The 12,860-nt window shown below is 57.6% G+C and carries 14 protein-coding genes; 8 read left to right on the forward strand and 6 right to left on the reverse strand.

Annotated features, from left to right (window positions below; all coding sequences use genetic code 11):
- Positions 1-7 precede the first annotated feature (7 nt).
- Positions 8-598, reverse strand: a complete 591-nt coding sequence (locus HNQ72_RS10695) for a cytochrome b (RefSeq protein ID WP_148143958.1) — start codon at positions 596-598, stop codon at positions 8-10.
- Positions 599-978: 380 nt separating this feature from the next.
- The gene (locus HNQ72_RS10700; protein ID WP_183992251.1) at positions 979-1,821 is read right to left on the reverse strand and encodes a metallophosphoesterase; all 843 of its coding nucleotides are present in this window, start codon (positions 1,819-1,821) and stop codon (positions 979-981) included.
- A 265-nt stretch (positions 1,822-2,086) separates the two neighbouring features.
- On the opposite strand from HNQ72_RS10700, the gene HNQ72_RS10705 reads away from it, so the two are divergent.
- The gene (locus HNQ72_RS10705) at positions 2,087-2,701 is read left to right on the forward strand and encodes a L,D-transpeptidase (protein WP_373289430.1); all 615 of its coding nucleotides are present in this window, start codon (positions 2,087-2,089) and stop codon (positions 2,699-2,701) included.
- Between the two features lie 90 nt (positions 2,702-2,791).
- Here HNQ72_RS10705 and HNQ72_RS10710 read toward each other — a convergent pair whose 3' ends face one another.
- Positions 2,792-3,394, reverse strand: coding sequence for a superoxide dismutase (locus tag HNQ72_RS10710; RefSeq protein ID WP_183992252.1), 603 nt, complete (start codon positions 3,392-3,394; stop codon positions 2,792-2,794).
- A 264-nt stretch (positions 3,395-3,658) separates the two neighbouring features.
- On the opposite strand from HNQ72_RS10710, the gene HNQ72_RS10715 reads away from it, so the two are divergent.
- The 4 genes from HNQ72_RS10715 (at position 3,659) to HNQ72_RS10730 (ending at position 7,365) form a co-directional block, all read left to right on the forward strand.
- Complete coding sequence (locus tag HNQ72_RS10715) at positions 3,659-3,982, forward strand: hypothetical protein (protein WP_183992253.1); 324 nt, start codon at positions 3,659-3,661, stop codon at positions 3,980-3,982.
- Between the two features lie 87 nt (positions 3,983-4,069).
- Positions 4,070-4,711, forward strand: a complete 642-nt coding sequence (locus HNQ72_RS10720) for a hypothetical protein (protein ID WP_210319563.1) — start codon at positions 4,070-4,072, stop codon at positions 4,709-4,711.
- Positions 4,712-4,804: 93 nt separating this feature from the next.
- The gene (locus tag HNQ72_RS10725) at positions 4,805-6,553 is read left to right on the forward strand and encodes a putative bifunctional diguanylate cyclase/phosphodiesterase (RefSeq protein WP_183992255.1); all 1,749 of its coding nucleotides are present in this window, start codon (positions 4,805-4,807) and stop codon (positions 6,551-6,553) included.
- Positions 6,554-6,747: 194 nt separating this feature from the next.
- Entirely contained in the window at positions 6,748-7,365 is a 618-nt protein-coding gene (locus HNQ72_RS10730) for an alpha/beta hydrolase (protein WP_183992256.1), read from the forward strand.
- Positions 7,366-7,377: 12 nt separating this feature from the next.
- Here HNQ72_RS10730 and HNQ72_RS10735 read toward each other — a convergent pair whose 3' ends face one another.
- The 3 genes from HNQ72_RS10735 to HNQ72_RS10745 all read right to left on the reverse strand — a co-directional run bounded on the left by HNQ72_RS10735 (position 7,378) and on the right by HNQ72_RS10745 (position 9,901).
- A complete protein-coding gene (locus HNQ72_RS10735) occupies positions 7,378-8,361 on the reverse strand; it encodes a hypothetical protein (RefSeq protein WP_183992257.1) in 984 nt (327 codons plus the stop codon).
- Positions 8,362-8,711: 350 nt separating this feature from the next.
- The gene (locus tag HNQ72_RS10740) at positions 8,712-9,599 is read right to left on the reverse strand and encodes a branched-chain amino acid aminotransferase (RefSeq protein ID WP_183992258.1); all 888 of its coding nucleotides are present in this window, start codon (positions 9,597-9,599) and stop codon (positions 8,712-8,714) included.
- 122 nt (positions 9,600-9,721) lie between these two features.
- Complete coding sequence (locus HNQ72_RS10745; RefSeq protein WP_183992259.1) at positions 9,722-9,901, reverse strand: hypothetical protein; 180 nt, start codon at positions 9,899-9,901, stop codon at positions 9,722-9,724.
- Between the two features lie 189 nt (positions 9,902-10,090).
- On the opposite strand from HNQ72_RS10745, the gene HNQ72_RS10750 reads away from it, so the two are divergent.
- From HNQ72_RS10750 to HNQ72_RS10760, 3 genes are all read left to right on the forward strand, one after another.
- Positions 10,091-10,846 (forward strand): gamma-glutamylcyclotransferase, encoded by a 756-nt coding sequence (locus HNQ72_RS10750; protein ID WP_183992260.1) that lies wholly within the window; start codon positions 10,091-10,093, stop codon positions 10,844-10,846.
- Positions 10,847-11,065: 219 nt separating this feature from the next.
- Entirely contained in the window at positions 11,066-11,260 is a 195-nt protein-coding gene (locus HNQ72_RS10755) for a hypothetical protein (protein ID WP_183992261.1), read from the forward strand.
- Positions 11,261-11,360: 100 nt separating this feature from the next.
- Positions 11,361-12,857: a phospholipase D-like domain-containing protein gene (locus HNQ72_RS10760; RefSeq protein WP_183992262.1), complete on the forward strand. Its 1,497-nt coding sequence runs from the start codon at positions 11,361-11,363 to the stop codon at positions 12,855-12,857.
- Positions 12,858-12,860 lie beyond the last annotated feature (3 nt).

Raw genomic sequence — 12,860 nt, forward strand, 5'->3', positions numbered from 1 at the left:
GATCGGCTTAGTCTTTTTTCGGCAGCATGGCCGTCAGCGTTTCGTCCTTGTCGATGAAGTGGTGCTTCAGCGCGAAGGCGGCATGGCCGGCGACGACGAGGCCCAGTGCCCAGGAAAGGTAGAAATGGGCAGAGACGAGATAGGGCGTCAGTTCCGGGTTCTTTCCGCCGAGACCGGGAATGGTGAAGAGACCGGCGACCGGGATTGCATAACCGGCAGAAGAACTGTTCCACCAGCCGGAAACAGGCACTGCGACCATCAGGAAGTAGAGGGCGAAATGGCCAAGATGGGTGGCCGTCTTCATGATTGCCGGCATGTCGGTCAGTTCCGGCGGGCGGTTATAGGCGCGCCAGATGATACGCCCGACGATCAGGAAAAGCGTCGTGGTGGCGATGGACTTGTGCAGCGTGATGGCCCAGATCTTCTGCGCGGTTTCACCGTCGCTGACGCCGTAATGCAGCATGGCGCCGCCGTAATATCCCACTCCCCAGGCGACCACGATGATGGCCGCCATAAGCCAGTGAAGAAATTTTGAGGTTGCATTGAAATTCCGCGATCCGGGTCGCGTCAGGGTTCCCGTGTCTGTTGTGCTGGCCATATCGTTTCGCTCGTTCCCAGTTGAATACACTCGCGAAGACGGCCCGAACTTTTCCTGCAGAAAATCAATAAATACGCTTTAGTTGAACCTTCAAATCAATTCGAAAATTGACAAATAACATAAGTCATTCGGGCCGTTACTTGCGATTGTGAGGAAACAGATTGAAGTCACTTTATCCAAGTGTACAGAGTGTCGCAGAACGTGCGAAGACATCTCTCGTTACTTCAACGAGAGGCAGGAAAAACCGGCTTAAAGCGTTTTCAATGAAAGGCTTTCTTGTTTTAGCTGCGGTTGTGGCGCGATTTTCAATCGCGGCGCTTTGCCTCACCCAGAGTTGAGCCGGCAATTCACCGAGAGGCGTTCCTGCTTGCCGGCATTACTCAGAGAGCCAAGCTGCGATTTTCCTCGCGACCGTAGCCGATCACATCGATCCGCTCGTTGTAAACCTCGACGACGGCAAAGGTGTTTTCCGTCTCGGTATCGACCATGCCCTTGAAATTGACATACCAGGTGGAGCCAGTGCGTCCGAGATTGCCGACATGGTTATGGCCATTCAGATAGGCGATGACGTTGCCCGAGCGCTCGAACAATTCCGTAACCCGCTCGCCATTCCAGAGATTGTGCGAGTTCTCGGGATAGAGCGGATAGTGCCCCATGACGATGACCACCTCGCCGCGTTCTCGCGCATCGGAAAGCGTCTGCTCCAGCCAGGCTAACTGCCCATCGCCGATGCCGCCATTCCACGGCATGGCATTGATAGCGCCGGCAGCTTCCAGTGCGTCGAGACGGTTGCGTGCCTCGGCGTGGCGCGCATGCCCCTCCGGAGTGGAGAACAGGCTCACCTCGTTACCGTCGATGACCACGAAGCGGATGCCGCCGCGCAAGAAATGATGCCAGGGGGCAGGCATGCCGAGACGCGCATGAACCTCTGTCAGCCGTTGCGGCGCAATAGAAAAATCGTGGTTACCGGGAAGCAGGACGCTCTCGTGGCGCAGTCCTTCATAGACGGACAGAATAGGGTCAAAGCTCTCCCAGTCGCGGTCAATCAGATCCCCGAGCGTGACGACGAAAGCGAGATCCTCGCCGTTCAGCGTATCGATCGCGTCCGCCAGCTTCTTCGGGCTGTTGCGGTAATACCGGTCGTATTCCAGCCTCGGTTCGACATCAGCATATTGGGGATCGGCGATGACGCCGAAGCGGAGGAGAGGTTTTTCAGAAGACATGGCGCGCAGTTAGGCTCGATCTGTGACAGGGGTGTGACGGACGATATGCAGAGTGGCTGCTCATCCGCGATAAAGACGACGTGAACATAATCGTCGGCATTGTGATCGGGTCTCGTGGTCATTGCGGATAAGAGGATGCATGTGCGTCATCGCGAAGATACGCTCTTTTGCCTGATTATTCCGGAAGAACGATTTGCCAGCAATCACCCGCCGAACCCTTCTCATCGCAACTCCCCTGTTCGTGACAGGATGCGCAACATCAGCGGTGCAGCCAGTCGCCCTCAAACCGTCGGCCGACCCTCACTATACGGCCATGTATGCCGCGATCGAGGGGGAGCAGTTTCCGATCAAGGCCGCGGACCTGAAGCGCGTCCATCCGCAATATTACCGCCGTGAGGTCGTCTATCCAACGCGTGAACTGCCCGGAACGATCGTCGTCGACACCAGAAACCGGTACCTCTACCTCGTTCAGGAAAACGGCGGGGCGCTGCGTTATGGCATTGGCGTCGGAAAGGCCGGACTGGAATTCGAAGGCGTCGGCAGGGTTCAATACAAACGGCAATGGCCGCGCTGGACGCCGACACAGGACATGATCGCCCGCGAACCGGAGCGCTATGGTCCGCTTGCCGGCGGCATGGAGCCGGGCGTGCTCAATCCGCTCGGTCCGCGCGCGCTTTATCTGTTCAAGGACGGTCGCGACACGCTCTACCGCATTCACGGCACGACCGAGGACTGGACGATCGGCAAGGCGGTTTCGAGCGGCTGTATCCGCCTGCTCAACCAGGACATCGTCGATCTTTACCGCAGGGTTCCGGACGGCACCCGCGTCGTCGTTCTGCAGGATGCTCCGAGCGAGACATTCGTGCCGCAGGCCGTTTGAAACAAATCCGCCAAGCGTCTCCCAGGCAATAAAAAACACCCGGCGCCGCGAGACGCCGGGTGTTTTTTTGAAACTTGAAAAGGCCGAAGCTTACTTGGAAGCGGCTTCGTACATTTCGAGCACGTAATCCCAGTTGATCAGGCTGTCGACGAAGGCTTCGAGATACTTCGGACGCGCGTTGCGGTAGTCGATGTAATAGGAGTGTTCCCATACGTCGACGCCGAGGATCGGGGATGCGCCGTAAACCAGCGGGTTTTCGCCGTTCGGGGTCTTCGAAATGGCGAGCTTGCCGTCCTTGACCGAAAGCCATGCCCAGCCGGAGCCGAACTGCGTCGTGCCAGCGGCGATGAAATCAGCCTTGAACTTGTCGTAGCCGCCGAGATCGCTGTCGATTGCAGCCTGCAGCTTGCCGGGCAGCTTGTTGCCGCCGCCGTCCTTCTTCATCCACTTCCAGAAATGGATGTGGTTGTAGTGCTGGGCAGCGTTGTTGAAGAGACCCTGGTTGGTGCCGAAGGACTTCTTGACGACTTCTTCGACCGACAGGTCGGCCAGGCCAGCTTCCGCTGCGAGCTTGTTGCCGTTGTCGACATAGGCCTTGTGGTGCTTGTCGTGGTGATACTCGAGCGTCTCCTTCGACATGAAGGGAACGAGCGCTTCGTAATCATAGGGAAGTGCGGGAAGTTCGAAGGCCATTGGTCTACTCCTTTTAGGCAAAACCTTGGGTAATCGTCGTGCGGGAACATAGGAGCGGACCGGAGAAGAGGCAACGCCCCCGATGCCAAAATTATGGCAAAAATCAAAGATGCAGCGCAGCAGCTTTGCTTGGTAACGCCATGTCGTGGAACATCGTTCCAGCGATCCCGAAATCGCACCGCCAACACATGAATTTCTCCGCGCGTCACAGGGCTGCCGCCAATCGGTGGCAATCGGAACACTCCAAAAGGAGGATTTGATTCGATGACAATCACGACCGCGCCGTTTGCCGCGCTGAGCATCTTTCTTATTGCCGGCAGTGTTGCCCATGCTTCCTCGGATGACGCCTGGGCAAAGTTTCAGACGGATGTTTCCAGAGCCTGCGTAAAAGCTTCCAAGGGACTGATCGAAAAAGGCGATACAGTCGTAGACCCCTATGGCAGCCAACATTACGGGATGGCCGTCGTGACCGGGAAGGCTGTCGGTGCGAAAACCAGGATCAGCACCATCTGCGTTTACGACAAGCAGAAAAAAACGGCCGAAATCGGCGGTGAGATCAGCGCAGAAAAGTTGGCGGTGAAACCGTAAGCCAAAATGCGATCAACAATCAGCTTCGCGCAGGATTGCATTTCTATGGTTGGTCATTGTTTGCGTTTCCGTTTGCGATTTTGACATTTGACCGATGAGAGCAATGTGATCACCAACGATATTCCAGCAGTTCCGCAATTTCTTATGCGCGAAACCGATCATCATATTCTTCAGGCCATGGTGACCGATGAATTGGACAGGCGAGCTTCCGATATCGCCTGTTCAGACGATGCAAATGATACGGCTACACCCTCGCCCGCGTCCGACCTCTCTTCGGTCGATCTTTTTGTGCCGGATACAACTGAGGTTTCCGACACGCTAGACAAAGCGAGCCCGCCCCCGATTGCGCTCAATGCGACCGCTGCCGCATCTACAAGCGGGTATTCCACAAGCGAACTTATCCTCTTCCGTACGCTTACCGGCTATCGCCTGGATACGCATACGCCGATATGGCGGGCTGTGGACGATAACGGGAACCGCGTCTCAACGGCCGATCGGCTTTTCACCACATTGGCTGAAGAAGCGTTTCGTTTTGCCGACAGGCAGCGGCGCCTGGACGGCTCTGCTCAAGGAAATCTGGCGATCGAGGATCTTGCCCTGACGCTATCGTCGATCCGGCGTGCCGCCAGCTCAATCGGGTCGCGGGGACTGATCGCATTCGAGCGATTGGAGACGGCAATCATGAGGGTGAAGGAAGAGACCAGCGCACAAGCGTTTGGCGCCTCGTGAACACTCCTGCCGATATTGTCGGATTTGATATATTTTGATTATCTAATATTTAAGCCGTGAGGCCTACAGTTTTCCCGATCACGGGAGCAAGGCATGACCACGGCAAAGACGCGCGGGTTTGCAAACGACACTGCAATGCTGCAGGCGGTGATGGCGGCAATGGACAACCTGCCGGTCGCCGTCGGCATTTTCGAACTGGAAGGCCGGCCGCTCTACGCCAACCGTCGCTTCCAGGAACTGCATGACCTCGACAACCGGTGGCAGAACGAGGACGAGACTTTCGCCGATGTCGTTGCCGATGGCCGGATGGCCGACTGGAAAGAGGACCCGATCGCCTACTTCGAGCGTCTTATCCGCAAGCTGCTCGAAGAGGGTTCTTCCATCACGCAGGTGGAGATCGGCGACAAGATCATCGACGTCCAGGATGTGCTGCTTGACGGGAGATATCTGCTGAGCACACAGCAGGATATTACCGCGCGGGTGAAGGCGGAACAGCGGGTTTCCTATCTCGCCCATCACGATCCGCTCACCGACCTACCCAACCGCATGCGGTTTGCGTCGGAGCTTGCCAAGCTGATTGCGGAAAGCCGGGTGCTGCGCCGCCAGTTTGGCGTGATGAGTTTCGACATCGATCGTTTCAAGGATATCAACGACGTGTTCGGCCATGCAGCCGGAGATACCGTGCTGGCGGAACTGGCCAGGCGCCTCAAGAGCGTGATCAATGAAGACGATGTGGCTGCGCGCCTTGGCGGTGACGAGTTTACCGTGATCAGCGTGAGTGACGACCAACCGGAAACCATGACATGCCTTGCCGAACGGCTGACGCGGGTAATGGAAGAGGAAATGGAAGTGGACGGGCGCTCACTTCGGGTGAGCCTCAGCATCGGCATCGCGATGTTTCCGCAGGATGGCGCCGATGCCGCGACATTGCTTGCCAATTCAGATGCGGCGCTCTATCGCGCCAAGGCGGAAGGGCGCGGTCGCTTCTGTGCGTTCAACTCCCGCATGGACCGCCGAATGCATGACCGGCGCGTGCTGCAGCAGGACCTGCGCCATGCGATCAAACGTGGCGAACTGATGCTGCATTATCAGCCACAGGCCGCCGTTACCGGCGAGATCTTTGGCTTCGAGGCACTCTTACGCTGGCATCATCCAACCCGCGGCCTGATCACGCCCGACGAATTCGTGCCCTTGGCGGAGGAAAGCGGCCAGATCGTCGAAATCGGCCGCTGGGTGCTCAACGAAGCCGGACGAGAAGCGGCAAGCTGGTCGAACCGGCTCAAGATCGCCATAAACATTTCACCGATCCAGTTTCGCCAAGACAGCCTCGTTAGCGACGTTCATGCGATGCTTCTGGAAACGGGGCTTTCCGCCAACCGGCTGGAACTTGAAGTCACAGAGGGCGTGCTGGTACAAGATTTTGCCCGGGCGCTGCAAATCCTGCGAGGCCTCAAGGCACTTGGTGTGCGGATTGCCATGGACGACTTCGGTACCGGGTATTCGTCGCTCTCCTATCTGCAATCCTTCCCCTTCGATACGATCAAGATCGACAGGTCATTCACCTCCAAGCTTGTAGCCGACTCAAGCGCCGACGAGATCGTGCGCGCGGTGATCGGGCTCGGGCGCGGATTGAACATTCCGATCGTGGCGGAAGGTGTGGAGACGGAAGAACAACGCGCGTTTCTGGAAGACGCGCAGTGCCAGAACCTGCAGGGCCACCTGATCGGCCGGGCAGGCCCGATCGCACAATATGCCGGCCTGACCGGCGCGGAAGACATCCCGTCTCCTTCGCAGATCGACACGGATGAATTTCACGCAATGCAGGGATCGCGGCAGCGCTGAAGCACAGCAAGATCCTTTTGCCCCGGCGCAAGACACCGGTCGGATCATCCAAGCCGCGCAACCGATCTCCATCTAGGTATATATCGGTGAACGGAGCGGTCACAGGCTGCGGCCTATCTCCGTTCCGGTTCCTGTCGTAGACCGATATTTTGGCGATGCGGACGATCCGCGTCCCTTATGCATAAGGTATTGTCATGACCGCCCTGCAGAATTCCCTTCTTGTCATCCTGCTTCACGGTGTTGGATCCAACGGCGCCGATCTCGCGCCGCTCGGCGAAAATTGGAAATCGCGCCTGCCTGGTGCCGTATTCGTTGCGCCGAATGCGCCGGAACGGTCGAGCTTCGGGACAGGTTACCAGTGGTTCAGCGTCGCCGGCGTGACCGAAGAAAACCGCCCTGCCCGCATTACCGCGGCCCGACCGGCATTCGATACGGTGATTTCCGATATCATCGAGGAAAACGGTTTCAACGGGCGTCTCGACCGTGTGGTGCTGGTCGGTTTTTCGCAAGGCACGATCATGTCGCTGGATGCAGTCGCTAGCGGCAGATGGCCAGTCGCAGCCGTCGTTGGTTTTTCCGGAAGACTGGCAACCGAACAGCCGCTGACGCCATCGACAGCAACGAAGATTCTGCTCGTTCACGGCACGTCCGACCCGGTTATCCCGTCTTGGGAAACGGAGAAGGCTGAAACCGAACTCAAAGCCGCAGGCGTGGCCGTCGAGACGGTCATCGAGCCGGGTCTCGGCCATACGATCTCGATCGGCGGCGCGGATCGTGCTGCGGACTTTCTGGAAGGCATCGCCCGGAACTGAGCACCGGGCGGCTTATCTATTGATAATCGGCTCGCCGTGGAAACGGCGGCGGGACGGTTTGGATACGCCGAAGCCGACTTCCATCATCAGCCGCGGCTTCGTCACCGGTACCGTGCCCATGTGGAAGCCGAAAGGATCCTCGACGAAACCGGAGCCGGCCGGGCCAGTCAACGTGACAGCCTGATCGGCACCGTAATAATCCAGCACTTCATCCGCCGGATGACCGACGAGCAGCGTGTACTGGTGCTTTGCCTTGCGCCGGTTGTGACTGCCCTTGACGAAGACATGCGGACCGGTGCCGTCGTCGACATTGACGAGGTTGAAGAAGAACTTCAGCATTCGCCAGTCATCGAGATCGAAATGGAACTTGTCGAGAGAGGCCAGACTACGGTCGGCTTCGGAAGAGGTCTTGGTCGGGAAACTCCACCAGATGCGAGTGGTGATAAGCTGGGCGCTGGCGCCAAGATAATGTTTTGCGATATCCATCAGCAAAGGGTCGGCCTGGATGGCGCGTACACCCGGGCTTTTCAGCGATCGCTCGAAGAAATGGCCGCTTAGCAGTGAGCGACCGAAACTCTGCTCGGCCTCTCTGTGCCGGGGTGCGACAAATTCAAGAGATCGGTCGAAATTGCCGAAACACGGGGTCGTCAAGGCAAAGCGGCTGATCTCCTGCTGGATTTCGGCCGGCATCTGCAGGCCGGTAAAAATGCCGTCGCTACGCAACGCATCCGCAACCGCCGTTGCATCCAGCGCACCGAACAGGGATGGCTGCGGATCATCCGACGGCTTGTATTTTGCCGACAAGGCCCAGTGGGCACGACGGCCGGGCATCGTGCGGGCAAGCATGAACATCGGCAACCAGGCCGGATTTTCCTTCACGTCCGCAAGATAGGTTGGAATTCTAACCGCCATCCGGCGGAACCGGCTGCCATTTCGGGCGGTTGTCTCAAGGTCGGCTGGCTGCGATGCACTCGATGATGATACGTCTACTGACATTGCCACTCCTGAGGGGTTCATATTCCCAAGGGGGAGAGAGGATGCAGATATTACCTGAATTCCTTCGGCATACTTTTACTGCAATGCGGCAAAAATATGAGGTCAATTCATCATATACTTTCTACATCGCAATACAATTGACAGAAACGACTACATAATACTCCATCTTAATCGAATAATTGATACACCAAAGAAGACCAGTGCCCGGGTATTATTCTACCCGGGCATTGGCGATATCAGACTTGGATTATTTCAACTGCAGGCACAATTGACTTTAAACCTCTAAGTCTTTGTTTTCATGAAAGCCTATACCTACAACGATCTCTGCTTTCATTGGTTTTGCCTGACGATCAGATGTCGTTGCGACCACCTGAGCGAGCCCAGCCCATGTAAAGCTCCAGAGCCTTGCGGGCGACCGGTCCTTCCTGCAGTGAGCGTTCCTCGAACTTCGTCACGGGTGCGATCTTGGAATAGTTGCCCGAGGTGAAGATCTCGTCGGCAGTTTCGAAATCCTTGACCGTCAGCGTTACTTCACGAACGTCGAAACCGGCTTCACGCAGCAGGCCAATGACACGCGCGCGGGTGATGCCGGCAAGGAAGGTGCCGTTGGCGATCGGCGTCATGACCACGCCGTCCTTGACCATGAAGATGTTCGAGGACGCGGTTTCCGCGACATTGCCGTTCATGTCCAGCGCCAGCGCATTGTCGAAGCCGCGCGAATGGGCCTCGATGATCATGCGGCCGCTGTTTGGATAAAGGCTACCGGCCTTGGCGATGGTCATGGCGACTTCCGGGCTGGGGCGACGGAAGGGCGACAGCGTCAGCGAAGAGGGCTTTGCGGTTCCCATCGGCGCCTCGAACAGGCAGAGCGCAAAGCGGGTCGATTCCGCGTCGGGTGCGACGACGCTGTAGGACGTGCCGTGCTCGGCCCAATACATCGGCTTGATATAGATCGCCGTCTTGCCATCGAATTTCTTGACGCCTTCAAGTGCGAGCGCCTCGATTTGTTCCGGGGTCATCGTCGGCTTCATGCCCATATTGGTGGCAGAGCGGTTGACGCGCTGGCAATGCAAGTCAAGGTCCGGCGAGATGCCATCGAACCAGCGGGCGCCATCGAAGACTGTCGAGGCAAGCCACATGGCGTGCGAGGTCGGGCCAATGAGCTTCGGATTGCCATCAATCCATTCCCCGTCCACATAGGTCCAGGTGATTGAGCGGGGGGATGTATCGACGGCCATTATCAGTCTCCTTCAAAGCAGGCACGAAAAGTGGCGCGAATGAAGGCTTCGGACGACGTAAGGTCAAGCGATAATCTGAGATGAAACATCACAAAAATTGATATTTCTTCATCAATCACCGATCAGGGATTGGCGCTGGGCTGGCTCGGCGTGGGCGGCTGCCCGGTCAGAGGGTTCTGCTGTGTCGGGTCTGCGCCCTGCAGATGGCCGCCGGCAGGAAATCGATTGGCGTCATTCATCCAGATAATGCTCAGCACGCAGGCAACCAAAAGGCCAAGAACAAGGATAAACAGCCAACGCAACGGGACACCTCTTCATTTCGTTCACGGATCTATATCGAACTGACATGATCCGTGATCTTTCACCAGAACAATCGGGCGTCTATGCGGCAATACAAATAAACATGGGGCGGCACTGCGTTGACAGGCCTGCAAAGGCGGCGCAATTTCAAGCTTCGCTGCTCTCCCGCAAGTCTAGACACTATAAACGCCATGCCCAAATCGTCTCCAATGTCCCTGACCCAGCAGATGGTCGACCTATGCTTTCGCAAGGAGGAAGATCCGGGGTTGCCTGCGGCCTGGACCCCGTTGACCGATGCCGACTATACCGCACTGACCGAGCGTCTGGTCGAGGAAATCGGTGACGAGCCGTTGTGGATCTTCGCCTATGGCTCGCTGATCTGGAAACCGGGTTTCGCGTCCATCGCGTGCAAGCGTGCGACCGCCTATGGCTGGCACCGATCGTTTTCGCTGCGTATCGAGCGCGGACGCGGCTCTCCCGCTCAACCTGGACTGATGATGATGCTATCGCGCGGCGGACGTTGCGACGGGTTGATCTACAGGGTGGCCGACCACGACAAGCGCGAGCAGATCGAAAGTGCGCTCAGGCGCGAACTCAGCAACAAGGACAGCTTGTCGACGTTTCGTTTTCTGCCGGTCAGGACGGAGGACGGCGGCACGATCCCGGCCCTGACATTCTGGGCGGGAGGAGACAGTCCGCGGATCGTCAAGCCGCTACAGCCACTAGAAGAGGTGGCTCCCATTCTGGCGCGCGCCTGCGGGCATCGCGGTTCCTGCGCCGAATATCTCTATAATACCGTGGTCCATCTGGCGGAATTCGGCATTCGCGACCGCAATCTCTGGCGGCTGCAGGAACTGGTGGCCAAGGAAGTGGAAGCAATACATGGAGAGGCCCCTACCAATGCTGCCGATACCCTGCCGCCTGACACATCTGCGCGTCTTAACTGACGGTAGAGGTTCGGATCTTCGCATCGAGGCTCATCGGATTGTGCAACCCGGCGGACTATCACTCAAATGGGTGAAGACGTTGCGCTTTGATCGTGATTGAACTCCTCAGGGGGCCTTGTCAGCCCTTGACTGAAATGGCTGGCTCCCTCGACAAACCTTTTCGGGGCACTCCACGAGAGGGCCAGCCATACGATACATGAAGAAAGACTGGCAAAATCCATGACGACGACGGTGCTTATCCTCTATTTGCTGATTGCGAAGATTTTCTTCGTCATCACCCTGATCGAGGGAGCGTTGCGCAACCTTCCGTGGACGGCTGCTCGGTTTTCGGGGCTGTTGCTGACCACTGCATGGCCTTTTCTCATACTTGCAGTCGCCTTTGCCAGCCGCCGGAACGGCAAGAAGAGCGCATAAGACCCCGATCCTCGAAACACTGCCAACTCCCCCATAGAAGACCTGTGCCATCGCCCTATATGCGCCCGTCGATATCAATTGACGGCGGGCAACGGGGCAGATGCAGAGCATATTGAAGGAAGGCGAGACCTGCTGGCGGATCGCACAGGCAGACAGGCTTTCGATCATCATCGATGCCGCCGACTTCTTTCGTTACGCCAAGAGCGCCATGGCAAAGGCGAAACACTCGATCTACCTGATCGGCTGGGATTTCGACACGCGGATCGACCTGATACCCGGCAATGGCGACGACCGGCAACGAAACCGCAAGGCAACCGACGAACTGCCCGACCAGCTCGGCAAGTTTCTCAACGCGATCGCTGCGCGCAATGAAAATCTCGATATCCGCATCCTCAAATGGGATATCGGGCTGATCAACTCTATCACCCGCGGCGAGACGCCGTTCTACATTCTCAAGTGGATGTTCGACAAACGCATCAACCTGAAGCTGGATGGCGCGCATCCATCGATTTCATCACATCATATGAAGCTGCTGGTAATCGACGACGAGGTGGCATTCTGCGGCGGGATCGACATGACGGTCGGACGCTGGGATACGCGCGACCATGCGGAAAAAGAACCGCTGCGCAAGTCTCCCATGGGTTTCGCGCAAGGCCCCTGGCATGATGCAACAACGTGTCTTTCCGGCGAGGCGGCACGGGCGCTGGGCGAAATCGCGCGGCTGCGATGGAAACGTGCAACGGACGAGGAACTGCCTGCGCCGCATGCCCTGGCGCAGAAAGATACGCCCTGGCCGGATGGCCTCGATGTCGGTTTCCATGACATCGCAATCGGCATCGCGCGAACCGCCCCGGAATATGACGATCGCGAGCAGGTCGTCGAGATCGAGACCGCCAAGCTTGCAATCATCGCCGCGGTGAAAAAGACGCTCTATGTGGAAAGCCAGTATTTCGCTTCCCGGCGGATCGCGGAAGCCATGGCCGAGCGCCTGAAAGAACCGGACGGCCCGGAGATCGTGCTGATCAATCCGGAAGGCTGCGAAGGGTTTCTGGAAGCGAAGGCAATGGACGGCGCCCGTATCCGGCTGATGAAGCTTGTCAGGGAGGCGGACATCCACAACCGGTTCCGCCTTTATTATCCGGTCAATGCGGCGCGCACACCGATCTATGTCCACGCCAAGATGATGTTTGCCGACGACCGGATCGTGAAGATCGGCTCGGCCAATCTGAACAACCGGTCAATGGGCTATGACACCGAGTGCGACCTCATTCTGGAGGCTTCCGAAGGGCAGACGGATCTCACGGACAAGATCATCGCCACGCGGGACGACCTGATTGCCGAACATCTGGGACGCGATGTATCGGAGGTTTCGGCAGCGATTGCGGCGCGTGGCGGGTCGATCATCGCTGCAATCGAAGCGCTGAACCGGGAAAGTGGACGCGGGCTTGTGCCAGTGCCGATGCGGGATCTGACGGCGGACGAGGAGCTGATTGCCGAATCCGATATTGCCGATCCGGAGCGCCCTGCCGGTGTACGCTATCGAACCTCCAGCTTCCTCAAGCGGAAGTTCGGGCACAAGGTGAAAAAGGCGCTCTGAATC

This window comes from Aliirhizobium wenxiniae, from assembly GCF_014201355.1.
Taxonomy (GTDB): Bacteria; Pseudomonadota; Alphaproteobacteria; order Rhizobiales; family Rhizobiaceae; genus Neorhizobium; species Neorhizobium wenxiniae.

Bases quoted from the DNA above. Each gene is read 5' to 3' on its own strand.
- HNQ72_RS10740 (WP_183992258.1), bottom strand. From the start codon at position 9,599: ATGGCCGTCGATACATCCCCCCGCTCAATCACCTGGACCTATGTGGAC.
- HNQ72_RS10710 (WP_183992252.1), bottom strand. From the start codon at position 3,394: ATGGCCTTCGAACTTCCCGCACTTCCCTATGATTACGAAGCGCTCGTT.
- HNQ72_RS10730 (WP_183992256.1), top strand. From the start codon at position 6,748: ATGACCGCCCTGCAGAATTCCCTTCTTGTCATCCTGCTTCACGGTGTT.
- HNQ72_RS10760 (WP_183992262.1), top strand. From the start codon at position 11,361: ATGCAGAGCATATTGAAGGAAGGCGAGACCTGCTGGCGGATCGCACAG.
- HNQ72_RS10695 (WP_148143958.1), bottom strand. From the start codon at position 598: ATGGCCAGCACAACAGACACGGGAACCCTGACGCGACCCGGATCGCGG.
- HNQ72_RS10750 (WP_183992260.1), top strand. From the start codon at position 10,091: ATGCCCAAATCGTCTCCAATGTCCCTGACCCAGCAGATGGTCGACCTA.
- HNQ72_RS10715 (WP_183992253.1), top strand. From the start codon at position 3,659: ATGACAATCACGACCGCGCCGTTTGCCGCGCTGAGCATCTTTCTTATT.
- HNQ72_RS10735 (WP_183992257.1), bottom strand. From the start codon at position 8,361: ATGTCAGTAGACGTATCATCATCGAGTGCATCGCAGCCAGCCGACCTT.
- HNQ72_RS10755 (WP_183992261.1), top strand. From the start codon at position 11,066: ATGACGACGACGGTGCTTATCCTCTATTTGCTGATTGCGAAGATTTTC.
- HNQ72_RS10700 (WP_183992251.1), bottom strand. From the start codon at position 1,821: ATGTCTTCTGAAAAACCTCTCCTCCGCTTCGGCGTCATCGCCGATCCC.
- HNQ72_RS10725 (WP_183992255.1), top strand. From the start codon at position 4,805: ATGACCACGGCAAAGACGCGCGGGTTTGCAAACGACACTGCAATGCTG.